Here is a 23,342-nt window from a genome sequence, read left to right on the forward strand (position 1 = left end):
CGTCAATCCCATAACTGCACCGTGGCATCGCTGCCGACAGTCAGCTCTGGCAACTGGATCAGAATGCCGGTACGAAACGGTTGGGCTTCGTCAGCCAAGCCTTGATTGGCATTGAGCACCGCCTCGACGCTTCCGTTCAGGTGCCCGTAATAGTGCTGGCACAAGGTGTCGAGCACATCGCCTTCAGAGGTTCTGCAGGTCGTCGCCATAGCTCACAAACTCCAGAGTGAAACCTTGTTTACGGGGGATGCCACCCGCCAGCAGGTAGCGCTGCTCTTCATCAATGTTGGTCAGGCACCAGTTGCCCAATACCTGGCCGTAACCGGTGACCAGGCTGAGTGGGCGCAGCAAACGCCCAAAACTGCGCAATGTTTGCAACTGACCAAGCCCTCCTTTGAGCGTCGGGAACACCGCCCCCCGAATGTTGATTTTTTCTTCCCCCAGACTCACGGCTTGTTGAGCTGCGCTGCGTGTCAGGCGTTCTTGCCCGACCCAGCGAAAACTAGTCTGGCGCCGCAGTTCTTCAAATGCAGCGGTGTCGAGGTTGAAGTAGTAGCCCGGCGAGACGCCATCGAGCGGTTGCAGAATCAACAAGTGGGGAAAGGGTTTGACCGCTTCCGCGGCCGGCGTGAGCTCAGGCGTAAAGCCGCCGGTGGGCAATATGTTGCTTAGCGAGGGATGGATCTTGCCAGCGATCTGGTTGATCTTCGCCGCAGCCTTGGCGACTTGTTCGCCGAACACCTGAACCTGCCCTTGCACACGGACCACGGTCGCCAGCCCTTGGTCGTATTTGTCCACGACCTTTTTGACGGTCTTCTGGGCAGTATCAATTGCGCGCATTGTGCGTTGCAGCTTTGCGCCAATGACCGGTCCGACATAGGGAATGGCTTCAAGATCGGCAACCGCCGACGTGATATCACCGACCGCACTGTTCATCGGCTCCAGCATTTTGTCGATGTGCTGGCGCCCATCCTGCCCGGCCTTCACCACGTAGCGCAGGGCTGACTGTAGCTGTTGCATGTAAGCCATGGGCTCTCCTTAAACGTAGACATGGGGCACGTCGGACAGTTGACGAGAGGTTGCCATGCGCATCAATTCCTCCAACTCACGCCGTACCATCGCTTGCAGGTTCTGCACGAGCTGTGTGGGGTCGGAAACGCCGCCTTGGACGGTGATGGGCATGTTGGGGGTGAAGGTGAATTGCTGGTTCACCTGTTGCGGCGAAGCAAGCGCCGTGCTCGTGTTGGCCAGTGCTACCGGCGGTTCAACCGCGGACGCGGTGTTCGCTAACGAGCGCACCACATCACCCGGTTGTGCCGCTACGAGCGGACTGTTGTCAGTTGACTTGGCGGCAGCTACCGGTTCTTCGTTGGAAGACACCAAACGCTTGCCCAGCCAGCCACCGATTGCGTCTCCCGCCATACCCCCGAGCAATGCGCCAATGGGCGGCCCGACCACCGGCACAAACGTGCCCAACACCGTGCCAAGGGCCGCTCCCACCAAACCGCCCGCTGCGGCACCATAACCTTCGGCCTTCTCTTCAGGAGAGTCGGCAGTCAAGAATGTAGCGGCTGCTTTAATACCTGCCTCCAACATCGCCGGGCCACGCACCTCCTTGAGCGCAGCGCCAATCTTGCCAACGGTGCCGGGACTGATAGGGCCTGACGGCTTGACCGGCGGCTGGGGCAAAGTTTCGCCGCCCTGCAGGGCTTCTTCCGGTATCGGCGCACCTTTGAATTGATTGCGTACCTTGTCCAGCAGGCTGCGAACGACAGTCCCGCCTTTGAGCGCCAGCAGCGTCGTGCCGAGCGCTGCCACACCGACGGTCAACCACTTGACTGCATTCGGGGCTTCGGTGAATGCGTTGGCCTTTTCTTCGACTACCTCGGCCACCCAATTCGATAACGGCCGTACAGAATCTCCCAGGCTGAGAAGCGCGTTATCGACGGCATCGGACGCTTCGCTCAGGTGCCGGTCCGAAGTCCCTCGTCGTGCCTCCAGATCCCCATCAAGGATGCTGGTAGTCTCCGTGGTTTGAGTTCCCTCAAGCACTGTATTCAAATGCTTACGCTGCGTATCCGACAGCGGGGCGGCAGCATCCTCACCCGTACCTTTGCGCTGGGACACAACGAACTCAAGAGCCCTTTTCAGCCCAGCCGCGTCGGTAATTTTCGGGTGGCTCTGCAGCTCGCTGATCAAGCGCGCGGTGTCCCCAATGGCGGCATCCTGCCCGACTGAGAACTTGGCTGCCACGGGGGCAACGTCCAGGGCTTTGTCCAGCCCCATACCCGTTTCGTACAACTGTTTGATCAACGTCGCGGCCTGGTTGCGTTCCATGCCGGTGTCGGTGGTGATCTTTTTCACCCTGGCAATCACGTCCTGCTCTTTCAGCGAAGGCTTTTCACCATCGGCCACACCTGCACTGATGGTGATATCACGAATGATCTTCTGGAACTGCGCACTGATCTGAGTAGGCAGCAACGCCGCCCGTCCGTAAGTAATCGCCGGACCGATCACTGGCAGGTCTTCGAAGGCAGCCAGGTTGTCTCTTTCAGGTGTTGAATCGGTTGTCGCCGTGGCGGTGCCACTCCCCTCCTGCACCAGCACAGGGTGCGGCTTGCGCAGCGCAACCAATTGCTGGCCTAGCAGGCTGAGGGTTGTATCCAGGTAAGGTCGCAACTCACCCAACCCGCAACAGTTGCTCGCCGCTGCTGGTTTCACCTCCTCAGGAGGGCGCAACCCTTCAGCGAATAGTTTCTCCAGTACCTCTGTGTTTTTCTTGATCTGGTCTTCGACCCGTTTGAGCGCGATGCCTATCGTAAAGATAACGGAGGCACCCAGCTCCAGTTTCGCGATGAGACTCCTTTCCATCTGATCCCCCTGTCGCCGATCACCGGCTTAATCCGTGAGCCACCAGACCATGTCGTTGAACGACATGGTCATGATTTCGGCGGCGGAAAAGTTCAGCTCTTTGGCGAGCCGCTTTGCCGCCGCCCTCTGCACGGCGGGGTCAAACCTCGTCGTCTTGCACCAGGCGAAAATAGCCCGCCTGCAAGCGGCTGTAGTCTCTCAGGGCAAGCCCTTCGAGATCCTTGATACCCACTTCGGCCAGCGACGCGAACAGGTTCAGTTCGCGCTGTTCATCGTCGTTGTTGGCCGTCGACTGTGCGGCACGAATGTCACGCACCGTAGGGGCACGCAGGGACAGGCTGTCGACCTGTACCCCATTGGCCTCGGAACGCTTGCTCAGCGTCACCACCACCCGCTCGGCGCTTACTTTCAGCCAACTTGGCGTCTTGGTTGCCTGATTCATAAGGTCTCCTTACAAGCCCAAGGCCGAGCGTTGCGCGGCGAGTTGGTCGACACCGTCGATGACCCGCTTCATGCCCAACGGATCAATTTCGTAGACCAGGCGGCTGTCAACTTCCAATTTGTAGTAGGTCAGGGCCACGTTGTGTTTGATCTCGGCTTTTTCGCCGGTTTTCCAGTCGCCCATTTCGACTTCTTTGAGTGCCCCGCGCAGGGTCACGACGACGGGCGTAATACGCCCCTTGAGGCCTTTGAAGGCGCCACGGAAGGTACCGCTGAACGACGAGCCGTCGGCCAGCCCGAAGAACTTCAGCGACTCGCGGCGCACACCAGTGGTGACAAAGCCTGCCTCCTGCTTTTCCATGCCCATATCGAGTTCGATCGGCATATCCATGCCGCCGGCACGGTGCTCCTCCATCTTCAGGGTCAGCTTGGGCAGGGTCAGGCTGGGTACATCGCCCTGGAAGCTGACGCCATCGACGAACAGGTTCAGGTTGGCCAGGGTTTCGGGAATCATTGCCATAATTGTTGCTCCTTGATTAAACGGCTTGGTCGAGAACTTCGGTCAACCACTGGTTGGTGACCTCGACGCGGAAATTCGGGTTTTCGGCAGGGGGTACGTCGGTGAAACGAATGTTCCAGTACACCTTGCCCTGCTCCAGCTGGCTGGCGGTGTTGAGCTCGGTGTCGGCGAACACCTCGAAGTTGATGATTGCGCCCTGGGCCTTGAGATCACGCATGAATGCCTGCAGGCCTTCGGTGACGTCCTTGACGTAGGTGGCGGTGATCGAACGGTCGACGGCCCACTTGTGGCCATAGAGGATTGCGTCCATGACGATGTCCATGGTTCGCACACGGGTGACGAAGGCCCATTTCGGGTCGCTGCTCAGGGTACGGTTGCCCCACAGGCGATAGCCGTCATCACGAATAACCGTGGTGATGTTGGCGTTGTTGAGCAGATTGGCCCGGCAGGTGGCATCGCCGTCCAGGTACTCAATCGAGCGGCTGGTGCCGGTGAGGCCGACAAACTCTTTGTTCGACGGCGACGCCCAGAAGCCGTACTCGCTGTCGGTCCAGGCAAACAAACCCGCAACCCATGCCGAAGCTGGTGCGTCGACAGTGGCATCTGCGGTGGTGTCCCAGTACTGCACGCCTGGATCGACCAGAAACGCGCGCTTGGCACCGAAGTTTTCGGCATAGGCGATGGCGGCTTCATCGGTGGTGTTAGGGCCATCGAGAATCGCCAGGCCACGCAACTTGTCGGCCAGGGCCACCAATGCAGTACCAATGGCCTGGGTAGCGCTGTGCTTTGGCGTCACCAGCAAGCGCGGCTGAGCGTTGAAGCGGCTTTTGCCATCAAGCAACGCCTGCAGGCCGGTACGTTTACCGTCGGCCTGTACAGCGCCGATGATTGCCGAGGTCTGCTCGGCAGCGTCTTCCAGTTTGGCTACACCGCAAGCGACGATGACCGCTTTGGCACGGGCATAGATAGCCTGGCAGGCCTTGGTGATTGCCGCATCGGCACCGAACGCAGCAATGGCTTCCCGCTCGCTGGTGATCAGCACCAGGTCGTTGGCCTTGGCGCTGGCCGTCGGGCCTTCGGTGAAGGTGTCGACCAGACCGATGATCGAAGAAGAAGGCAGCGCGATGGAACGTGCGCCGGTGTCGACGTTGGTTACGGTAACGCCGTGGAAGAATCCACTCATAGATAAATCTCCAGAAATGCGAAGGCCCCGGAGTGCGGGGCCTTGAGAGGGTGAAGCAGGAAAGAAAACGCCCCGGCGGTGCGGGGCGTTAATAGGTGTGCTCGGCGGTCCAGGGCGGCGCCTCCGGGCGGTATTGAGAGTCGGGAAAAAGCTCAGACTGGGGCCAGTCGCGCAAGGCTTGCACATAATCCAGAAGCTCACCGGACTGGGCAGGGGTCAGGGTTGTAGGTCGAGCTGAATCCACCTCGTCTCGGTGTCGCTCACGCAGCCAGCGAACGCTTTCGACTGCACTATCGCGCCAGCTACGCTCGATGGCGATTAATTGCTCAGCAGTCAGTTGTGGCGGTTCAATCAGAATCGGATAGCCGTCTTTGTCACTCGAAATTCGCAGCCCCATGGGCTGACCCGCTAAAAGCTCTGCATGATGCTCCTGTGTTATATGCACTGCATCCACTGGAATCTGCTCTCCCGAATGGACGGATTCACTGTAGAAACCGCCCGTTGTTTTGCTAAAAAAAATCATGTGCTCACCTTGAGTTCACAGCCCACCGGTAATCAAAGCCGGTTCAGTAGACTTGTTTAGTTCGACGCTCCCTCTACCCTTGCGATCAATAACCGATGGCAAACAAGTAAATAGCATCACCGCCTGTTGCCAACTGGCTAGCGATAGCAGCAGACGTATATCCAGCATTGGGGTGCGCTCCACACGCGTACATGCTCGATCCAGAAGCAGAAGCATCATTGCTTGCGAACACACGGAAAACGCTGTTAGGGAAAGTCAATGGATAGGTCCACGTTCCAAATCCATTGGTAGTGCCTGCTGTCCCCCACTGAAGAATCACCCCCCCGAGCCATGTCGGAAAAACGATGAAACCGTTAGCAGCCAAAGAGACAGAAAAACCCAAACGCTGCTTTCTCGGCGTAACGATTGTGGTGTCATCCAAGCCAGCATTTACCTGTGCCTGGGTCGCTATCTTGGCCCAGCCAAACGCAGTCTCTGTCGCCTGAGTTACTACCTTTCCAATCGCTTGGAACACCCGCAGCGGCGTCATCCACTTGACGTTATCAGTGCCAACCTCAGCATCGCTCTGTGAAGCTTTGTCGCTGGTTGCGACTTTGGCCGCAATCGCATTGGTGATGGTCACCGCAAAGTTGGAATCGTTGCCCAACGCTGCCGCCAACTCTTTCAGTGTGTCCAGTGAACCCGGCGCCGCATCCACCAGCGCGGCAACCGCCGCCTGAACGAACGCCGTCGTGGCCAATTGAGTAGTGTTGGTACCCTTGGCCGCTGTGGGTGCACTGGGCGTGCCACGAAAGGCAGGAGAGTCAACCACTCCGATGTCATTCCACTCCGACCAAACGCCCTCATAGCAACCTCGGGTGTACAGCCGCCCAGTGTTGTAAACCATGTATTGCTGGGTGATGATTGCGGCAGACGCCGCTTGAACAAACAGCGTGCCTGCCAGGGCTACGGGGTAACGCAGCGCCAAACTTGTATTGGCGCTTGCCCGCTGACCGAAGCTGCCCGGTGTAACCATTGTGTCGAGATTGATACCCGCCCCAATATTCGTTCCGTTAACCCCGCTAGCGCCCCACCCCACTGAACCCAGCAGCAAGTGCACAAACTCGGTGGTGGCCAACGTCGTGTTAGCAACTGCCAGTGCAGGTGTTGGACTTGTCGGCGTGCCAGTAAGCGCTGGACTTGCTAGCGGCGCCTTGAGAGTCAACGCCTGATCAATCTGAGTTTTGGTGTACACATCCGTCAGGCCATAACCCGCCACCGTAGTCGGGTTGGTCGCAGCAACAACACGCCCGTATGCATCCACTGCAACGCTGCGGTATGTCCCAGCCAGCACACCCGTACGCCCAAACGCCATTTCGTAAGTCAGCGCTGAAACGCCTAGTGTGACGGGCCCATCGGCCACCAGCTGCCAGGCACTGTCAGCATTGACCGTGCCCTTCTCCACCAAAACCAACATCCCGGGCGTCACCTTGGCGCTCGTGTCGGCATCACTACAACGCGTCCAGGCGCCACCCGCAACCACCAGATACAGGCCATTTTCCTTGCCTGCTGCCTGATTTTTCACCAACACCCGTGCACCAGCGGTCAACGCGACACCATCGACTGTCTGCAGTCCGCTCAGGGTGACTGCTGCGGTGGTGGCCACCAGCACCGAATGCTTGAAATCCTGCTTGGCCAGTTCCTCGGTGACCCACTCGCGGGTCGCCAGCACCACGCTCGGATCAATCTTGAGCTGCACATTACTGGCGCTACTCACCACCAGGTTCATCCGCACCACCTGAGTACGGCCTGATCCCTGATTGAGCAACGGCTTGTAGGTCGGTGCACAGTTGGCCACCGCTACCATGTCGCCGTCCGCGTCATACAAGGCAATTTCGCGAATCCAGCGCCCGCCTACGTCCGCCGGGATCACCTGCTCAGCGACGATGACCGCACTGTCTTTGTCATCGACCTTGAGCTGATTGAGCGGTGCCCGGCGCCATTCATTGAGCAAGGCACGAGCGCCCGCATTGGGCATCGGCAGTGGCGGGTTTTCCATGCCTGACGGGTTGCCGTCACCGACGGCCATGTGGGTGATTTTCCAAGGGATACCCAACGCATCAGCGTTGGCCTGTTTCGCGGCGCCCACCGTGGTGAGAATCGCGTAAAACTGAGAAGTCTGATCGACCATTAGTAGATGTCCATAAAGTCTATGGTGTGTTCTCGCCCCCCACGCCCGATGCTGCCGGTAGTGACAATGTCAACGGCTGCAGGCGGGTAGATGTCGAGCGTGTCTCCGTCCTGGATGGCGCCACCCAGGTAGATGGCTCCGGCGGTTTCCAGGCTGATGACCAGCCCGGTCATGTGTCTGCTGACAGGTCTGGCGTCATCGATCAGCCAGGTCAGCTCTTGGTAGGTTTCTTCGCTGATCCCGGCGTCTGAAACACCGATCTTCAACGCAAAAGTGCCGGGCACACCCTGAGGCTGAGTCTGAAACCACTCTTGAACCTCAATCAGGTAGCCGAAAGGCTCGACTACCCGGCGCAAGGCACCGATGGTGCCTTTGTGGGCATGCACGTTGAACGCCGAGCGAATCACCGAGCGTTTGATGCTCTCGGACCAGGCCTCGTCCCAGTGGTCCACCGACCATGCCCATGCCAGCTGGTGCAACAAGTGAGGCGGACAGGTGTCCGGGTTGTATAGGGCATGCAAAGGAATCTCGGTGATTTCAGCACCCGCTGCCTCAACGGCGCGTTCGAGTTCAGTGCTGTTGAGCGGGAGCAAGCTGTTCATGTCAGCCACCCCGCGTCACGGTAATCGCTTCACACCAGGCAGCTTGCGCCAACGTTGGCCGAATGTCGGACCAGCCATTCAGGTCGACCCGGCTGACGCCATTGATATGCAGCTGAGCGTCCACCCCTGAGCGTGCGACCTCAACGCCCAGGCGTCGCCGCGGATTGACCCACGCCTGCAGACGGCGCTTGCACTCAGCCAGGGTGGCTTCGATTTCCGGCCCATTGCCGCTCATGTGCACCACGGCATCGATGCGGTACGGCAAAATCTCTGCGCTCTGTACCGTCAGGCGATCGGCCACGGGGCGCACATCATCGTCGTTGAGCGCTGCACGCACGGTTTCCAGCAGTGGCGCCTCTGCCGTGCCATTACCTTCCAGCGCCAGCACCGTCACCACCACTACCGCAGGTGACGGGCTCTGCGCAGTGGCATCGGCCACCTGCCCCGAAGCATTGCGGGCATGCAGGATGTAGCTGTTGCGTGGCCCGGCGGTAGTCAACCCTTCGTAAACCAGTTGGATACGCTCACGCAGCGCATCGTCTTCCTCAAGCACTTGCGGGGTTGGCGGCACGGTATTCGAGTCCTGAGACTGAACCACCAACCGCTGCAGGTGAACATTGGCTGCCAAGTGGTCAAGATCTGTGCCTTGCGCATAAGCCAGCAACAACGACTTGGCGGCATCGTTGACGCGCGCTCGGTTGAGCAGTTTGCGATAAGCACCGACTTCCAACAGCTTGGTCACCGGATCGCTCTCGAGCAGTGCGTCCCAGTTGTCCCCCATGTGCGAGCGGAAAGCCGCCAGGTCCTCCTGGAAGATGTCTTCGAAATCGAGGTCTTCCAATACCTGCGGCGCGGGCAGCGCCGAAAGATCCTGACTGCTCATGCCGTCACCTCCAGCGTCTGGTTATCACCCAGATACTGGCCGCTGAGCTGCAGGGTGATCTGCCCGCCTACCACGGCCAGCACCCTAACCCGTTCCAGTTTCAGGCGTGGCTCCCAACGGCTGAGGGACCTTGCCACCTCAGCCTGCACCGCACTTTTCCAACCGTCATTGACGGGTAAGTCGACAAAGCGCCGTAGCGCGCTGCCATAAGCCGGGCGCATGCGGCGACTGCCCAGCGGGGTGGTAAGAATGTCTTCTATGGATTGGCGCACATGCTCGATGCCCGACAGCGAGGCACCGGTCCGGCGATTCACTCCGATCATCGGGTTACTCCTTCATTAGCGTGGACATGGTTTCTCCAGGCATAAAAAAGCCCGCGTTGGCGGGCTGGGTTCAGTGCTTGTGGTTGGCGGTATTGCCAGCGGTGTCAATGATTTTTCCACCCCCGAGAATATCGCCGGTAACGCGTAACGCCCCGTTGATCTGGACTTCGCCAGTCAAGGAAATGTGCGAGGCTTTGGCATTGATGGAATCGGCAGTCACCACTGCCGAACTGCCACCGACCTTGAGGTTCAAGGTGCCACCGGGCAGATCGATGGTGTAGCTGCTGGCCTGCCAGTCGTAGATCAGCGAACCACCGTCGTCAAAGCGCCAGACCGCGACGTGGTCGCGATTGTCCGGCTGATCGCCAGCGCTGCCATACAGGCCCGGCACAAAGGTGCCTTGGGCAGGTTCGCCGCTCGAGCTGAGCAAAACGCCTTGTTCTCCCAGACTGGGTGAGCGCCAATGCCGCGCCTTGCCTGCAGCCTGGCTGTGCCAGCGTACCCAGGCGCTGGTCCAACCGGCACCGTCGGATACTCGTACCTTTGCCGCAGCAAGGTCGACACCCACCACCCGGCAAGGAATGATCAACGTTGCCAGCATTCGGTCATGGGCAGCACTGACGTAGTTCATGCCATGTCCTCCGGCGACTGGTAATTGCCTTCATGGCCAGGGCCAGTATCAGGGCTGAAGGCAAAGGCCAAGGGGCCCGGTTCATTGGGCCAAGGCCATTGCAGACTGCCCAGGTACAGGGCCTGCTCCCATTGCACGCGCCATTCGACCGCATCGGGCATAGCCGCAATGGGAATAACCGGCAGCGCTTCTACCAAGCGTGCTTCTTCGACGAAGTCCAGCCCCCAGAATTGCTTGCGCAGCAGCACAGCCACCTGGGCAGCCAATGTCACCGCTTGCGAGGGTGCTTGCAGGCTGGAACTATCGACCAGAATTCGTGCTTCGAAAGTCGCCATAATGCAGGAGCGACCATCGCCAGGATCGACACTCGGCTTAAGGCCGGTGATCGCATGAATGAGAGCTGGCAATGCCGGAGTTTGATTTTGATTTGCAGGCACATAGGCCTCAACCGTTTCAAACACAGGCAGTGCGAGCTTGACGCTGGCAGTGATGGCTTCATGCAAAGCCGTCAATTCGTTCACAATCGCTTCTCCTTGCAGGCTGAATCATCGCTGCCCTGCGCCTCTACTCCCAACCTACGCGCCGCCCATCGTTCATACAGCCCTATCGCCACATCAGCCCCCGCCATCGCGGTCAGGCACCCAAATGCACTGGCCGTCCAGATCGACATGCCGCTGGCATACAGCAGCATCACCGTGGACACGCCGCAGACCATGCAAGCTCCTGAACGCAATAGCAGGCGTCGTACCAGTGCCCAGCCCCGGGTGCCGGCTTTGTCGGCGCGCCACATTTCTCCGGAAAGGCCACCCAGCAAGGCCAGGATGATCACCAGCCAGATCGGCATTTCCAGTAACGTCTGTTGCTCGTTTGTCACTGTTCTGTCTCCTTATGCAAAGGCGCATAACATTGCGCCTGCCGCATGTGTTGTTGAACCGATTACTCGGCATTCCAAAAAGCCCGGTTCCCCAGGCTTTTCAGTAATGCGTTGTTGAACCGCCCGCCACGACTGGTGCACTGGACTGTTCCGCTTCATGTTGTTCCTCCGACCGCGGCCACCTGCCCGCCGGATAACTGCTTGTGGTGCTTTACGCTGCACACCTGGGCCAGTTGCCAACCCTCTGAACCGTTCAGGCCGGTTCATCGCTGCCTTTGTCACTACCGGTGATGACCGGCTTGAGACAAAGATTATGCATTGATGCATATGCAGTCAATGCATTTGTGGAAATATTTATGCATGAGAAAATGCGCGTATGCATGTAGTCCTTACGCCATGCGGTTCGTAGCGCTTTTGTTCAGGCGAAAAAAAAACCCGCCGAAGCGGGTTTTCTGATGATTCGATTGCGCTTCAGCGGGCGTACATACCCCACCAGAACACATGACCAAGAATAGTGATCTGCTCTTCCTGCATCTGCTGGAAGCTGTAGTCCTCATCCGGGTGTTCGTCACGATTGAAGCTGCGCAGGCGAATGCCGGTAGGCAGACGATAGAGCTGTTTCACCCGCAGTTGCCCGTTGTGATTGATGGCGTACAGGTCGCCGTCGATGATATCGCCGATGCCGCTTTTACCGGCATTGACCCCCACCGTGGCGCCGTCACGCAATACGGGCAGCATGCTGTTGCCCCGCACAGTGACGCACTTGGCCTGGTCGAACTGCACGCCGTTGTGACGCAGGCTTCGCTTGCCGAAGCGCAGGCTGGCTTTCTCGCTTTCTTCGATCACGAATCGTCCTGATCCTGCTGCCAACTCGACCTCACGAAGAAACGGAATGGAGACCTCATCGTCCTCGATGGGTGTGTCGTCATCCCACAAGCTGATGTCATGCAACTCGGCATGGCTACGGGCTGGTGGGGCCTCGCGGCTTTCGCCCAGCTCGGCGCGACCACGCAGTTGATCGGTACTCACCCCGAAATACTCGGCGATTTTCGACACATGTTTGTCGGAAGGATCGACGATTTTCTCACTGAGAATGCGCGACAAGGTGGATTGCGGCACGCCGGTACGCCGGTGCAACTCCGTGGGGGAGATACCGTGACGGTCGAGCAGTGCTCTTAAGACGGATGCTACGTTGCGTTTTTGCATAATCCGCATAATGCGGCCGGTTTATGCAAAAAGCAATTGGCGATATGCACGCCAATGCATGGACAAATGGTCACAGCGAGGTCGTTGGCCTCGGCATCGGGGGCAAAATCCCTGTAAGATTGCCCGCTTGCCTTTGGTCTAAACGACGCTGCGAGCCAAGTTTCTGTAATGAGCGATCTTTCCGCACACACTCCGATGATGCAACAGTACTGGAAGCTGAAAAACCAGCACCCAGACCAGTTGATGTTCTACCGCATGGGCGACTTCTACGAGATCTTCTATGAAGATGCGAAGAAGGCCGCAAAACTGCTGGACATTACCCTGACCGCCCGCGGGCAGTCAGCAGGCCAGTCGATACCTATGTGCGGTATCCCCTTTCACGCAGCCGAGGGTTATCTGGCCAAGCTGGTGAAGCTGGGCGAGTCGGTGGTGATCTGTGAACAGATCGGCGATCCGGCCACCAGCAAAGGCCCGGTGGAACGTCAGGTAGTGCGGATCATCACGCCAGGCACCGTCAGCGACGAAGCACTGCTGGACGAGCGCCGCGATAACCTGATTGCCGCGGTCTTGGGTGATGAGCGCCTGTTCGGCCTGGCCGTGCTGGACATCACCAGCGGTAACTTCACTGTGCTGGAGATCAAAGGTTGGGAAAACCTGTTGGCCGAGCTTGAGCGCATCAACCCGGTCGAACTGCTGATCCCAGACGATTGGCCACAAGGCCTACCGGCAGAGAAACGCCGTGGCGCTCGCCGTCGTGCCCCTTGGGATTTCGATCGCGACTCGGCGCGCAAAAGTCTGTGCCAACAGTTCGCAACCCAAGACCTCAAGGGTTTTGGCTGCGAGAAGCTGACCCTGGCCATCGGTGCCGCCGGTTGTCTGTTGGGCTACGCCAAGGAAACCCAACGTACCGCCCTGCCCCACCTGCGCAGCCTCAAGCATGAGCGCCTGGACGACACCGTGGTGCTCGACGGTGCCAGCCGCCGCAACCTCGAACTGGATGTGAACCTGGCGGGCGGTCGCGACAACACCCTGCAATCGGTCATCGATCGCTGCCAGACCGCCATGGGCAGTCGCCTGCTGACCCGCTGGCTGAACCGCCCACTGCGCGATTTGAAAGTGCTGCAAGCACGCCAAGGTTCGATTCGCTGCCTGCTCGACAGCTACCGCTTTGAGAAACTGCAACCGCAGCTCAAGGAAATCGGCGACATCGAGCGGATCCTGGCCCGTATCGGCCTGCGCAATGCCCGCCCTCGCGATCTGGCCCGCCTGCGTGATGCCCTCGGCGCCCTGCCTGAACTGCAGAACGCCATGGCTGAACTGGAAGCACCGCACCTGGCGCTGCTGGCCGCGATTGCCGGCACCTACCCGGAACTGGCCGACCTGCTGGAAAAGGCCATCATCGACAACCCACCAGCGGTCATCCGTGACGGCGGTGTGCTCAAGACCGGCTACGACAGCGAGCTGGACGAGCTGCTGGCAATGAGCGAGAACGCCGGCCAGTTCCTGATCGACCTTGAGGCCCGTGAAAAAGCCCGCACCGGCCTGGCCAACCTCAAGGTCGGCTACAACCGCGTACACGGCTATTTCATCGAGCTGCCGAGCAAGCAGGCCGAGCAGGCACCCGCTGACTACATTCGTCGCCAAACCCTCAAGGGCGCGGAGCGTTTTATCACCCCAGAGCTGAAAACCTTCGAAGACAAGGCATTGTCGGCCAAAAGCCGTGCCCTGGCTCGCGAGAAGATGCTCTACGACGCCCTGCTCGAAACCCTGATCGGCCACCTGGCACCGCTGCAAGACACCGCCGCAGCGCTGGCCGAACTGGATGTGTTGAGCAACCTCGCCGAGCGTGCGTTGAATCTTGACCTGAACTGCCCAACGTTCGTCGAAGAGCCATGCATGCGCATCAACCAGGGTCGCCACCCGGTTGTCGAGCAAGTGTTGACGACACCGTTCGTAGCCAACGACCTGGCGCTGGACGACAACACCCGCATGCTGGTGATCACGGGTCCGAACATGGGTGGTAAATCCACCTACATGCGTCAAACAGCGCTGATCGTGCTCATGGCACACATCGGTAGCTTTGTACCGGCAGCCAGCTGCGAATTGTCACTGGTCGACCGGATCTTCACCCGTATCGGTTCCAGCGACGATTTGGCTGGTGGGCGGTCGACCTTCATGGTCGAGATGAGCGAAACAGCCAACATCCTGCACAACGCCACCGACCGCAGCTTGGTGCTGATGGATGAAGTCGGCCGCGGCACCAGTACCTTCGACGGCCTGTCGCTGGCCTGGGCAGCAGCCGAGCGCTTGGCGCAACTGCGCGCGTACACCCTGTTTGCCACGCATTACTTCGAACTCACCGTGCTACCAGAAAGCGAACCGCTGGTAGCCAACGTGCACCTGAACGCCACCGAGCACAACGAGCGCATCGTGTTCCTGCACCATGTGCTGCCGGGGCCTGCCAGCCAGAGTTACGGTCTGGCTGTGGCTCAATTGGCAGGGGTGCCAAATGCGGTGATTCAACGCGCACGAGAACATCTTGGCCGCCTGGAGACTGCCAGTCTGCCACATGAAGTACCCGCAGTACCCAAAGGTGCACCCGATGTTCCGCACCAAAGCGACCTGTTTGCCAGCCTGCCTCACCCAGCCATTGAGAAGCTCGGGAAGCTGGACCTGGACAACATGACGCCGCGTCAAGCTATCGAAATGCTCTATACACTAAAGACTCTGTTATAACGCGAGCCCGCACAAGCTGATAGAATCCCGCGCGGTTTGGTGGTGCTGCAGGTTATTAGCCTGGCCTGCAGCCGAACGACCAAACCGAGCGACCCTGTCTGGATGGGTACCGCTGCCGTCGCCTGAGGAGAGAATTAGAAATGACCTTCGTCGTCACCGACAACTGCATCAAGTGCAAGTACACCGACTGCGTAGAAGTCTGTCCGGTGGACTGCTTCTACGAAGGCCCGAACTTCCTGGTCATTCACCCGGATGAGTGCATTGACTGTGCACTGTGCGAGCCTGAATGCCCTGCCCAAGCCATTTTCTCGGAAGACGAAGTGCCAAGTGGCATGGAGAACTTCATCGAGCTCAATGCCGAGCTGGCAGAAATCTGGCCAAACATCACTGAGCGTAAGGATGCCCTGCCGGACGCTGAAGAGTGGGATGGCAAGCCAGGCAAGATTGCCGACCTGGAGCGCTAAGCGTATCCGGATCAAAAAAGGCCCTTCGAGGGCCTTTTTTTATGTTTGCTGCAGCGTTCTGTGGGAGCGGGCTTGCCCCGCGATGCAATTTCACTGACAAATCCGCAATCGCGGGGCAAGCTCGCTCTCACCGAGCCTGAATGAGCTCACAATTCTCAAACGCCACCCAAAAAAAAGGGGCGGTTTGACCCGCCCACATTTTTTCCGTAGTCCCTTTATTCCCTGTCATCGTCCTGATGAATCGCATCCTGCGATGTCCTTGGCCGTCATCCTTGAAAGCCTGTGTCAGTCCGTAGACACAGTTCAGATACTAGCGGCTGCAGTAATTCCAGCAACGGGCCAAAGCTCTCAAAAAGCTGCAGAAACCTCTCTGCAACAAATGATAAAACCTATATTTATCAGTCGTTTATAAAAATACGCACAGTGAAAACGACAACGATTTACTAAAACCTCCAGCAATCGCTTACAGAACGAGTAAGCAAAAGCCTACACAGAAATTAAATGCGTCAACCTTGATGAGCGCTTTTGGCTAAACCCGGATGTTTCCGTTGCAACGACAGGAAACGTCCGTGCCCTGGTACAAAGCCCACACAAACAAAAACGCCTCGATCAGGTCGAGGCGTTCTTTGCTGCAGCTGAGCTTACTGCTTCTAACTTACTGCTTAACGCTCACTGAAACAGCGATTCACTGGACAGGCCATTCTTCTCAAGGATCTCGCGCAGGCGCTTGAGCCCTTCGACCTGGATCTGGCGAACCCGTTCACGGGTCAACCCGATCTCCAGCCCCACATCCTCCAGCGTGCTGCTTTCATGCCCGCGCAGGCCAAAGCGGCGAATCACGACCTCACGTTGCTTGTCGGTCAGCTCACTGAGCCACTGGTCGATGCTTTGCGACAAGTCATCGTCTTGCAGCAGTTCGCACGGATCCGTGGGACGATCGTCAGTCAGGGTATCGAGCAAGGTTTTGTCGGAGTCTGGCCCCAAGGACACGTCCACCGACGACACGCGCTCATTGAGCCCGAGCATACGCTTGACCTCACCGACCGGCTTCTCCAGGAGGCTGGCGATCTCTTCCGGGGACGGTTCGTGATCGAGCTTCTGGGTGAGTTCGCGCGCAGCGCGCAGGTAGACGTTGAGCTCCTTGACCACATGAATGGGCAAGCGGATGGTACGGGTCTGGTTCATGATCGCCCGTTCGATGGTTTGCCGAATCCACCAGGTGGCATAGGTAGAGAAACGGAAACCACGCTCAGGGTCGAACTTTTCGACCGCACGAATCAACCCCAGGTTGCCCTCTTCGATCAGGTCCAGCAGTGAAAGCCCACGATTCACATAACGCCGGGCGATTTTCACCACCAGACGCAGGTTGCTTTCGATCATGCGCTTGCGACCCGCCGGATCGCCACTTTGCGACAGGCGCGCAAAATGAACTTCTTCCTCTGGCGAAAGCAGAGGCGAAAAGCCAATTTCATTGAGGTACAACTGGGTTGCATCAAGCGCCCGAGTGTAATCGATATACTTGTGCTGCTTGAGCGAAGAGCCTTGCTTAGCCCTGGTCCGAACCGAAGATACAGCAGGTTCGTCTGACACCACATCCGTTTCCAAAACGATGCCCGTCTCCATCAGGAGCACTTCATCGTCGATGTCAAACTCCGGCACTTCTTTACTGAGAGCCATTGTTATAGTCCTTTGCTGAGTTCGAACTCAGACTCGAGCGGCGCCGAAATCCTTGGCAACGCTGGAGCCTGTCCCCTCTACGCGAGGAACAGGCCGGGTACTAGCAATCAACGACGCGGCAGGAATTGCAGCGGATCAACAGGTTTGCCCTGACGGCGAATCTCAAAATGCAGCTTCACCCGGTCTGTGCCTGTGGAACCCATTTCGGCAATTGTCTGCCCAACTTTGACCTGCTGCCCCTCCCGAACCAAAAGCCTGCGGTTGTGACCGTAGGCACTGACGTAGGTATCGCTGTGCTTGATGATGACCAACTCGCCGTAGCCCCGCAAGCCACTCCCGGCGTAGACAACTGAACCATCAGACGCAGCAAAAACAGGCTGTCCCAAATCACCGGCGATATCAATGCCTTTATTCAAACTGCCGTTTGAAGCAAATTTACCAATCAGCACACCGCTGGCCGGCCACGCCCAGCCGCCCACTGCCCGCTCTGGCCCAGGCACCTGAATCGGCGCGGCCGGAGTGGTGGATACAACAGGCGCGGGTGTCGGCGTCGACGTTACCGGAGCAGGCGTCACAGGCTTGGCTGGTGTGCCGGCCGGCCGTGTGGTGATGGTGGTTTTGCTTGAAGGTGAAGACGATGTCGTGACCACGGTAGTGGTACCGCCAGCAGGCCTGCTGGCCCCACTGTCGAAACGAATCGGCTGGCCAGGACGGATGGTGTAAGGCGGTGCGATACCGTTACGGGCAGCCAAGTCCTTGTAGTCCCAACCGTAGCGGAAGGCGATGGAATACAGGGTGTCACCTGGGCGGACGACATACTGGCCGCTGGTGGTGGCTGGACGCTTGGGCGCCGTCGCGTTGCGGTCGACCACACGTGCACCACTGGTGGTGGACGTGCTGGAGCAACCCGACACCAGCGAACCTACGGCAAGTGCAATCAGCAGAAGCTTGAAGCTCGAATATCCCCTGCACTGCTGAATGATTGTGTGACCCACCCGCCGCTCCCTCTCATGGTGACTGCTGTGAAAATGCAATATTGTTGCAATTATAACCGAGGGCATACGACTTGCGGATGCCGGGCATGCGCAAAATGTGAACCCTGACCGAACAGGGTAGCCCGCCAGATAGACAGGTCAAAGCCAGAGGAATTCGCTCGCGCTGAAAAAAAGCCCTGATCAGGCCAGCGGGCCGGTCAGTAAGGGAACAAAACGCACAGCACCCAACACCTGCTGCGAGAAACCATGCTCCTCGCGCACGATCAGCATCAAATGCTGAGTCTCCCCGGTTGGACCTACAGGAATGACCATGCGCCCACCCGGCGCTAGCTGGTCAAGCAAGGCCTGAGGTACTTCCGGGGCCACGGCCGTGACGATGATGCCATTGTAAGGCGCCAGCGCCGGCCAGCCTTCACAGCCGTCCCCCCAGCGGAACACCACGTTGCGCAGATTGAGTTCGCTCAGCCGCTCTTTGGCGCGATCCTGCAGCACCTTGATGCGCTCCACCGAGAACACCCGTTCGACCAGTTGCGCAAGGATCGCGGTCTGATAGCCAGAGCCGGTGCCGATCTCCAGCACTTTGTCCAATGGGCCGGCCTGCAACAGCAGTTCACTCATGTGCGCAACCATGAATGGCTGGGAAATTGTCTGGTTGTTGCCAATCGGCAGGGCCGTATCTTCATAGGCGCGGTGTGCCAGCGCCTCATCGACGAACAGGTGCCGCGGCGTACGCCGCAACACGTCGATGACCTTGGGGTTGGACACGCCTTCTTCGATCAACCGCTGAATCAACCGCTCACGGGTTCGCTGCGAGGTAAAACCGATACCATGGCGCATCAGATCCTCCTGGTCACGCATCAGAGCAGCCCCTCCAGCCAACCATCCAGACGCTCGAAAGCGTCGTTGAACGTGCGGTCGAGCTGCAACGGGGTGATCGAAACATAACCCTGCATCACCGCATGAAAATCCGTACCCGGGCCGCCATCTTCGGCATCGCCCGCTACCGCAATCCAGTAGCCTTCCTTGCCGCGGGGATTGACCACCTTGGTAGGCGCCGCTGCGCGGGCGCGGTGCCCCAGACGCGTCAACTGAATACCGCGGATATGCTCAAGCGGCAAGTTGGGGATATTCACATTGAGCACTGTTCGCGGCGGTAATTCCAGCGTCTTGTGTGCCTCGACCAGCTTGCGCGCGAAATACGCCGCGGTCGGCAGGTTGTCCGGCAGACGCGAGAGGAGCGAGAATGCAAAGGAGGTGCCACCCAGGAAGCGCCCCTCAAGGGCCGCTGCCACGGTACCGGAGTACAGCACATCATCACCCAGGTTAGCGCCCAGGTTGATCCCCGACACCACCATGTCTGGCGTCGTCTCCAACAGGCCGTTGAGCCCCAGATGCACGCAGTCGGTCGGCGTACCATTAAGGCTGATGTAGCCATTGGCCAGGGTTTGCGGGCACAGCGGCCGGTCAAGCGTCAGCGAACTGCTGGCGCCGCTTTTGTCCTGGTCAGGGGCAATAACCACGCAGTCGGCATAGTCCGCCAGCGCAGCATGCAGCGCGGCAAGTCCGGGTGCGGTGACACCATCATCGTTCGAAATCAGAATACGCATGGGCTGTCCGTCTGCCCTGCCGACACCAGATCAACAAGCTCGCGCACCACGACGGTGGCAAAGCATCCGGCCGGAAGGACGAATTCCAGTTGCAGAATATCAGGCTCGGGATAATGCCACGTCAGGCCGCCAATGGGCAGTCGCAGGATGCGACGCTCATGGCTCATGCCCGCCCGCGCCAACCATTGGCACAACGCCGCGTGCTGCTCACCGATACGCTGTTCTAGCGCACCGGTGGCGCCGCTTGCAGTTGACTGCCCTTCGCCCCACAACGGGCCGGTGGGGTGTAGATCAAGAATGGCCAGACGCGGGTCAGAGCACTCTGCCTCGCCAGCCGGGAAAAAGCTGCGGCTATCAGTAAAGGCCAGCAGGTCACCGACTTGCGCCCGCTGCCAGCTGCCGTCAGCTACTCGCTGTGCCAGCACCTGATTGAACAGGTAACTGCGCGCGCTGGAAAGCAAGCGCGAGCGCACATTGCGCTGCTCCGGCAATGCCTGACGCTCGGCCCAGTTGCGGGCGTCCTGCACATTGCCGCCCTCGTGGCCGAAGCGCTGGGCACCAAAATAATTGGGTACACCCTGGGTACGCAGTTGCTCAAGGCGTGCATCCAGCGCTGCATGGTCCGCACGCAGGCCGGTCAGGCGCAAGGTGAAACCATTGGCCGAGTGGGCACCGCGCTGCAACTTGCGTGAATGGCGGGTCTGCTTGAGGATGCTCAGGGTTTCATTTTCCGCCGCGCTCAGGTCTGGGTCGGCCTTGCCCGGCAAGTGCAGGCTGAACCACTGACGGGTCAGTGCCTGGCGATCCTTGAGACCGGCATAGCTGATGCTGCGCAGCGGTACACCCGCAGCACGGGCCAGGCGTCGGGCGGCTTCTTCAGTATTGAGGTCGCGCTTTTCGACCCACAGCCACAGGTGCTCGCCGTTGCCGGACAACGGAATGTCGAGGACTTCATCGACCTGAAAATCTTCGGCAGTGGCTTTGAGAATCGCGCTCCCCAACGCCGGGCCCGAGGCACGCGGGCCAAGCAGTTCCAATTCGGTCATGCTGGCAGCAACAAGGCAACTGCGTGGACGGCAATGCCTTCCTCGCGACCGGTGAAGCCAAGCTTCTCGGTGGTGGTGGCCTTGACGTTGACCTGATCAAGCTCGACCTGCAAGTCTTGTGCAATCAGCGTGCGCATGGTGTCGATATGCGGCGCCATCTTCGGCGCCTGCGCGACGATGGTGGCGTCGACGTTGCCGACCTTCCAGCCTTTGGCTTGCACGATCTTGATCACATGGCGCAGCAGCACACGGCTGTCGGCTCCCTTGAACTGCGGGTCGGTGTCAGGGAAATGCTTACCGATGTCGCCCAGCGCAGCGGCGCCCAGCAGGGCATCGCTCAGGGCGTGCAGCAACACGTCGCCATCGGAATGGGCCAGCAGCCCGAACCTGTGCGCAATGCGCACCCCACCCAAGGTGATGAAATCGCCTTCCGCGAAGCGGTGCACATCGTAGCCGTGGCCAATACGCATAAAAAAACGCCCTGATTGAGTCAGGGCGTGATTCTACCTGCTTTGGCGAGCCTTTGGCTCATTTGTAGGGGAGGTCCTACAACAAACCCAGAGCCACTCCATGATGGCGCAAATGCTCGTCGATAAAGCTGGCAATGAAGTAGTAGCTATGGTCGTAGCCAGGCTGCAAGCGCAGCTCCAGAGGATGGCCAACTGCCTTCGCTGCCTGCAGCAACGCCTGGGGTTTGAGCTGATTTTCGAGGAAGTCGTCGCGATCGCCTTGGTCGACCAACAGTGGCAAGCGCTCCTGAGCCTCGGCGATCAGCACACTGGCATCCCATTCACGCCAGCGCGCGCGATCATCCCCCAGATAGCGGGAAAACGCCTTCTGCCCCCAAGGGCAATCCATTGGATTGCTGATGGGTGCGAACGCCGAAACCGAGTGATAACGCCCCGGGTTGCGAAGCGCGCACACCAATGCTCCATGACCACCCATAGAGTGGCCACTGATACCGCGGCGATCTGACGCAGGGAAATGCGTTTCCACCAACGCGGGTAGCTCCTTCACCACATAGTCGTGCATGCGGTAGTGCTGAGCCCACGGTTGTTCACTGGCGTTCAGGTAAAAACCAGCGCCCAGGCCGAAGTCCCACGCGCCATCGGGGTCACCCGGCACCTGAGGCCCGCGCGGGCTGGTGTCGGGCGCCACGATGATCAACCCCAGCTCGGCGGCGAGCTTGTGCGCACCGGCCTTCTGCATGAAGTTCTCGTCGGTGCAGGTCAGGCCACTGAGCCAGTACAGCACCGGCAGTTTGCCGCCCTGCTCCGCTTGAGGGGGCAAGTAGACCGCGAACACCATGTCGCAGCCGAGCACTTCCGAGCGGTGCCGGTAGCGCTTGTGCCAGCCACCGAAACTCTTCTGGCAGGAAATGTTTTCCAGGCTCATGGCAAACCTCAGAAGTGGATGACGCTACGAATGCTCTTGCCTTCGTGCATCAGGTCGAATGCTTTGTTGATGTCTTCCAGGCCCATGGTGTGGGTGATGAAGGTATCCAGCGGGATTTCGCCTTTCTCCGACATTTCTACATAGCTTGGCAGCTCGCTGCGACCGCGTACGCCACCGAACGCCGAACCACGCCAGACGCGGCCGGTTACCAGCTGGAATGGACGGGTAGCGATTTCCTGGCCGGCGCCAGCAACGCCGATGATCACCGACTCACCCCAACCCTTGTGGCAGCACTCCAGGGCGGCACGCATCAACTGCACATTGCCGACGCACTCGAAGGAGAAATCCACACCGCCGTCAGTGAGGTCAACGATGACTTCCTGGATTGGGCGGTCGTAGTCTTTAGGGTTGACGCAATCAGTCGCGCCAAGCTGTTTGGCAATTTCGAATTTGCCCGGGTTGATGTCCACGGCGATGATGCGCGAGGCCTTGGCCTTGACCGCACCGATGATCGCCGAGAGCCCGATGCCGCCGAGACCAAACACCGCTACGGTGTCACCCGGCTGGACCTTGGCCGTGTTGAGCACTGCGCCAATACCGGTAGTAACGCCACAACCGAGCAGGCAAACCTTCTCCAGAGGTGCTTCTTTATGGATTTTGGCAACCGAGATCTCCGGCAGCACGGTGTACTCGGAGAACGTCGAGGTGCCCATGTAATGGAACAGTTGCTGGCCTTTATAGGAAAAGCGCGTGGTGCCATCAGGCATCAAGCCTTTGCCCTGGGTCGCACGGATAGCCTGACACAGGTTGGTTTTGCCAGAGCGGCAGAATTTGCACTGGCCGCATTCGGGGGTGTACAGCGGGATCACATGATCCCCCACCGCGACCGACGTAACGCCCTCACCCACAGCCTCAACAATGGCACCGCCTTCGTGGCCGAGAATCGACGGGAAGATCCCTTCAGGGTCGGCACCGGACAGGGTGTAGGCATCGGTATGGCAAACACCACTGGCGACCACACGCAACAGCACTTCGCCAGCCTTGGGCATAGCCACATCGACTTCGACAATCTCCAACGGTTTCTTGGCCTCGAAGGCAACGGCAGCACGGGACTTGATCATCAATCTTCTCCAGCAAGGGGTCAGTTCAAGCTGGAAGTGTAATTCATCGCCATTTGCTTAATAATCCAGGCAAA

At 59.1% G+C, this 23,342-nt stretch carries 25 protein-coding genes; 2 read left to right on the forward strand and 23 right to left on the reverse strand.

Annotated features, from left to right (window positions below; genetic code table 11):
• Positions 1-2: 2 nt before the first annotated feature.
• The 15 genes from E1573_RS23160 to E1573_RS23235 form a co-directional block, all read right to left on the reverse strand.
• Positions 3-209 carry a tail protein X gene (locus tag E1573_RS23160; RefSeq protein ID WP_133216872.1) on the reverse strand — a complete coding sequence of 69 codons (207 nt, stop codon included), beginning with the start codon at positions 207-209 and terminating at the stop codon, positions 3-5.
• Positions 184-1,029, reverse strand: coding sequence for a phage tail protein (locus E1573_RS23165; RefSeq protein WP_133216873.1), 846 nt, complete (start codon positions 1,027-1,029; stop codon positions 184-186). Before E1573_RS23165 ends, E1573_RS23160 begins: the two co-directional genes overlap by 26 nt.
• A 9-nt stretch (positions 1,030-1,038) precedes the next feature.
• Entirely contained in the window at positions 1,039-2,871 is a 1,833-nt protein-coding gene (locus E1573_RS23170) for a hypothetical protein (protein ID WP_133216874.1), read from the reverse strand.
• A gap of 139 nt (positions 2,872-3,010) precedes the next feature.
• Positions 3,011-3,313: a phage tail assembly protein gene (locus tag E1573_RS23175; RefSeq protein WP_133216875.1), complete on the reverse strand. Its 303-nt coding sequence runs from the start codon at positions 3,311-3,313 to the stop codon at positions 3,011-3,013.
• Positions 3,314-3,322: 9 nt separating this feature from the next.
• Positions 3,323-3,832, reverse strand: coding sequence for a phage major tail tube protein (locus tag E1573_RS23180; RefSeq protein ID WP_133216876.1), 510 nt, complete (start codon positions 3,830-3,832; stop codon positions 3,323-3,325).
• A 16-nt stretch (positions 3,833-3,848) separates the two neighbouring features.
• Positions 3,849-5,015, reverse strand: coding sequence for a phage tail sheath family protein (locus tag E1573_RS23185; protein WP_133216877.1), 1,167 nt, complete (start codon positions 5,013-5,015; stop codon positions 3,849-3,851).
• Positions 5,016-5,103: 88 nt separating this feature from the next.
• On the reverse strand, positions 5,104-5,538 hold the full coding sequence (locus tag E1573_RS23190) for a phage tail protein (protein ID WP_133216878.1): 435 nt from the start codon (positions 5,536-5,538) through the stop codon (positions 5,104-5,106).
• A gap of 85 nt (positions 5,539-5,623) precedes the next feature.
• Positions 5,624-7,708: a phage tail protein gene (locus E1573_RS23200; RefSeq protein ID WP_256659606.1), complete on the reverse strand. Its 2,085-nt coding sequence runs from the start codon at positions 7,706-7,708 to the stop codon at positions 5,624-5,626.
• Complete coding sequence (locus E1573_RS23205; RefSeq protein ID WP_133216879.1) at positions 7,708-8,310, reverse strand: phage tail protein I; 603 nt, start codon at positions 8,308-8,310, stop codon at positions 7,708-7,710. The genes E1573_RS23200 and E1573_RS23205 overlap by 1 nt, the downstream gene beginning before the upstream one ends.
• Position 8,311: 1 nt before the next feature.
• A complete protein-coding gene (locus tag E1573_RS23210) occupies positions 8,312-9,193 on the reverse strand; it encodes a baseplate J/gp47 family protein (protein ID WP_133216880.1) in 882 nt (293 codons plus the stop codon).
• Positions 9,190-9,516, reverse strand: a complete 327-nt coding sequence (locus tag E1573_RS23215; RefSeq protein ID WP_133216881.1) for a GPW/gp25 family protein — start codon at positions 9,514-9,516, stop codon at positions 9,190-9,192. Before E1573_RS23215 ends, E1573_RS23210 begins: the two co-directional genes overlap by 4 nt.
• Positions 9,517-9,586: 70 nt before the next feature.
• Positions 9,587-10,147, reverse strand: a complete 561-nt coding sequence (locus E1573_RS23220; RefSeq protein ID WP_133216882.1) for a phage baseplate assembly protein V — start codon at positions 10,145-10,147, stop codon at positions 9,587-9,589.
• Positions 10,144-10,668 (reverse strand): hypothetical protein, encoded by a 525-nt coding sequence (locus E1573_RS23225; RefSeq protein ID WP_133216883.1) that lies wholly within the window; start codon positions 10,666-10,668, stop codon positions 10,144-10,146. The genes E1573_RS23220 and E1573_RS23225 overlap by 4 nt, the downstream gene beginning before the upstream one ends.
• Positions 10,665-11,021 (reverse strand): phage holin family protein, encoded by a 357-nt coding sequence (locus tag E1573_RS23230; protein WP_133216884.1) that lies wholly within the window; start codon positions 11,019-11,021, stop codon positions 10,665-10,667. Before E1573_RS23230 ends, E1573_RS23225 begins: the two co-directional genes overlap by 4 nt.
• 471 nt (positions 11,022-11,492) lie before the next feature.
• Positions 11,493-12,236, reverse strand: coding sequence for an XRE family transcriptional regulator (locus tag E1573_RS23235; protein WP_133216885.1), 744 nt, complete (start codon positions 12,234-12,236; stop codon positions 11,493-11,495).
• A gap of 159 nt (positions 12,237-12,395) precedes the next feature.
• Here E1573_RS23235 and mutS point away from each other — a divergent pair, with 159 nt between their 5' ends.
• Positions 12,396-14,963 (forward strand): DNA mismatch repair protein MutS, encoded by a 2,568-nt coding sequence (gene mutS / locus E1573_RS23240; RefSeq protein ID WP_133216886.1) that lies wholly within the window; start codon positions 12,396-12,398, stop codon positions 14,961-14,963.
• 140 nt (positions 14,964-15,103) lie between these two features.
• On the forward strand, positions 15,104-15,427 hold the full coding sequence (gene fdxA, locus E1573_RS23245) for a ferredoxin FdxA (RefSeq protein ID WP_003252355.1): 324 nt from the start codon (positions 15,104-15,106) through the stop codon (positions 15,425-15,427).
• A 669-nt stretch (positions 15,428-16,096) separates the two neighbouring features.
• Here the strand turns inward: fdxA and rpoS are convergent.
• The 8 genes from rpoS to E1573_RS23285 all read right to left on the reverse strand — a co-directional run bounded on the left by rpoS (position 16,097) and on the right by E1573_RS23285 (position 23,268).
• Positions 16,097-17,104 (reverse strand): RNA polymerase sigma factor RpoS, encoded by a 1,008-nt coding sequence (gene rpoS / locus E1573_RS23250; RefSeq protein ID WP_133216887.1) that lies wholly within the window; start codon positions 17,102-17,104, stop codon positions 16,097-16,099.
• A 107-nt stretch (positions 17,105-17,211) separates the two neighbouring features.
• On the reverse strand, positions 17,212-18,099 hold the full coding sequence (locus E1573_RS23255; RefSeq protein ID WP_133216888.1) for a peptidoglycan DD-metalloendopeptidase family protein: 888 nt from the start codon (positions 18,097-18,099) through the stop codon (positions 17,212-17,214).
• A 180-nt stretch (positions 18,100-18,279) separates the two neighbouring features.
• Positions 18,280-18,957: a protein-L-isoaspartate(D-aspartate) O-methyltransferase gene (locus tag E1573_RS23260; RefSeq protein ID WP_133216889.1), complete on the reverse strand. Its 678-nt coding sequence runs from the start codon at positions 18,955-18,957 to the stop codon at positions 18,280-18,282.
• Positions 18,957-19,706: a 5'/3'-nucleotidase SurE gene (gene surE, locus E1573_RS23265; RefSeq protein ID WP_133216890.1), complete on the reverse strand. Its 750-nt coding sequence runs from the start codon at positions 19,704-19,706 to the stop codon at positions 18,957-18,959. The genes E1573_RS23260 and surE overlap by 1 nt, the downstream gene beginning before the upstream one ends.
• On the reverse strand, positions 19,694-20,752 hold the full coding sequence (truD, locus tag E1573_RS23270; protein ID WP_133216891.1) for a tRNA pseudouridine(13) synthase TruD: 1,059 nt from the start codon (positions 20,750-20,752) through the stop codon (positions 19,694-19,696). Before truD ends, surE begins: the two co-directional genes overlap by 13 nt.
• Positions 20,749-21,222: a 2-C-methyl-D-erythritol 2,4-cyclodiphosphate synthase gene (gene ispF, locus E1573_RS23275; RefSeq protein WP_133216892.1), complete on the reverse strand. Its 474-nt coding sequence runs from the start codon at positions 21,220-21,222 to the stop codon at positions 20,749-20,751. The genes truD and ispF overlap by 4 nt, the downstream gene beginning before the upstream one ends.
• 76 nt (positions 21,223-21,298) lie before the next feature.
• Positions 21,299-22,147 carry an S-formylglutathione hydrolase gene (gene fghA, locus E1573_RS23280; protein WP_133216893.1) on the reverse strand — a complete coding sequence of 283 codons (849 nt, stop codon included), beginning with the start codon at positions 22,145-22,147 and terminating at the stop codon, positions 21,299-21,301.
• An 8-nt stretch (positions 22,148-22,155) separates the two neighbouring features.
• Complete coding sequence (locus E1573_RS23285) at positions 22,156-23,268, reverse strand: S-(hydroxymethyl)glutathione dehydrogenase/class III alcohol dehydrogenase (protein WP_133216894.1); 1,113 nt, start codon at positions 23,266-23,268, stop codon at positions 22,156-22,158.
• Positions 23,269-23,342: the final 74 nt, after the last annotated feature.

The organism is Pseudomonas sp. H9, from assembly GCF_004353925.1.
Taxonomy (GTDB): Bacteria; Pseudomonadota; Gammaproteobacteria; order Pseudomonadales; family Pseudomonadaceae; genus Aquipseudomonas.

Excerpts from the sequence above, each read along its gene's own strand:
- E1573_RS23160 (WP_133216872.1), bottom strand. The coding sequence starts at position 209 with ATGGCGACGACCTGCAGAACCTCTGAAGGCGATGTGCTCGACACCTTG.
- E1573_RS23165 (WP_133216873.1), bottom strand. The coding sequence starts at position 1,029 with ATGGCTTACATGCAACAGCTACAGTCAGCCCTGCGCTACGTGGTGAAG.
- E1573_RS23170 (WP_133216874.1), bottom strand. The coding sequence starts at position 2,871 with ATGGAAAGGAGTCTCATCGCGAAACTGGAGCTGGGTGCCTCCGTTATC.
- E1573_RS23175 (WP_133216875.1), bottom strand. The coding sequence starts at position 3,313 with ATGAATCAGGCAACCAAGACGCCAAGTTGGCTGAAAGTAAGCGCCGAG.
- E1573_RS23180 (WP_133216876.1), bottom strand. The coding sequence starts at position 3,832 with ATGGCAATGATTCCCGAAACCCTGGCCAACCTGAACCTGTTCGTCGAT.
- E1573_RS23185 (WP_133216877.1), bottom strand. The coding sequence starts at position 5,015 with ATGAGTGGATTCTTCCACGGCGTTACCGTAACCAACGTCGACACCGGC.
- E1573_RS23190 (WP_133216878.1), bottom strand. The coding sequence starts at position 5,538 with ATGATTTTTTTTAGCAAAACAACGGGCGGTTTCTACAGTGAATCCGTC.
- E1573_RS23200 (WP_256659606.1), bottom strand. The coding sequence starts at position 7,708 with ATGGTCGATCAGACTTCTCAGTTTTACGCGATTCTCACCACGGTGGGC.
- E1573_RS23205 (WP_133216879.1), bottom strand. The coding sequence starts at position 8,310 with ATGAACAGCTTGCTCCCGCTCAACAGCACTGAACTCGAACGCGCCGTT.
- E1573_RS23210 (WP_133216880.1), bottom strand. The coding sequence starts at position 9,193 with ATGAGCAGTCAGGATCTTTCGGCGCTGCCCGCGCCGCAGGTATTGGAA.
- E1573_RS23215 (WP_133216881.1), bottom strand. The coding sequence starts at position 9,516 with ATGATCGGAGTGAATCGCCGGACCGGTGCCTCGCTGTCGGGCATCGAG.
- E1573_RS23220 (WP_133216882.1), bottom strand. The coding sequence starts at position 10,147 with ATGAACTACGTCAGTGCTGCCCATGACCGAATGCTGGCAACGTTGATC.
- E1573_RS23235 (WP_133216885.1), bottom strand. The coding sequence starts at position 12,236 with ATGCGGATTATGCAAAAACGCAACGTAGCATCCGTCTTAAGAGCACTG.
- mutS (WP_133216886.1), top strand. The coding sequence starts at position 12,396 with ATGAGCGATCTTTCCGCACACACTCCGATGATGCAACAGTACTGGAAG.
- fdxA (WP_003252355.1), top strand. The coding sequence starts at position 15,104 with ATGACCTTCGTCGTCACCGACAACTGCATCAAGTGCAAGTACACCGAC.
- rpoS (WP_133216887.1), bottom strand. The coding sequence starts at position 17,104 with ATGGCTCTCAGTAAAGAAGTGCCGGAGTTTGACATCGACGATGAAGTG.
- E1573_RS23260 (WP_133216889.1), bottom strand. The coding sequence starts at position 18,957 with ATGCGTGACCAGGAGGATCTGATGCGCCATGGTATCGGTTTTACCTCG.
- surE (WP_133216890.1), bottom strand. The coding sequence starts at position 19,706 with ATGCGTATTCTGATTTCGAACGATGATGGTGTCACCGCACCCGGACTT.
- truD (WP_133216891.1), bottom strand. The coding sequence starts at position 20,752 with ATGACCGAATTGGAACTGCTTGGCCCGCGTGCCTCGGGCCCGGCGTTG.
- ispF (WP_133216892.1), bottom strand. The coding sequence starts at position 21,222 with ATGCGTATTGGCCACGGCTACGATGTGCACCGCTTCGCGGAAGGCGAT.
- fghA (WP_133216893.1), bottom strand. The coding sequence starts at position 22,147 with ATGAGCCTGGAAAACATTTCCTGCCAGAAGAGTTTCGGTGGCTGGCAC.
- E1573_RS23285 (WP_133216894.1), bottom strand. The coding sequence starts at position 23,268 with ATGATCAAGTCCCGTGCTGCCGTTGCCTTCGAGGCCAAGAAACCGTTG.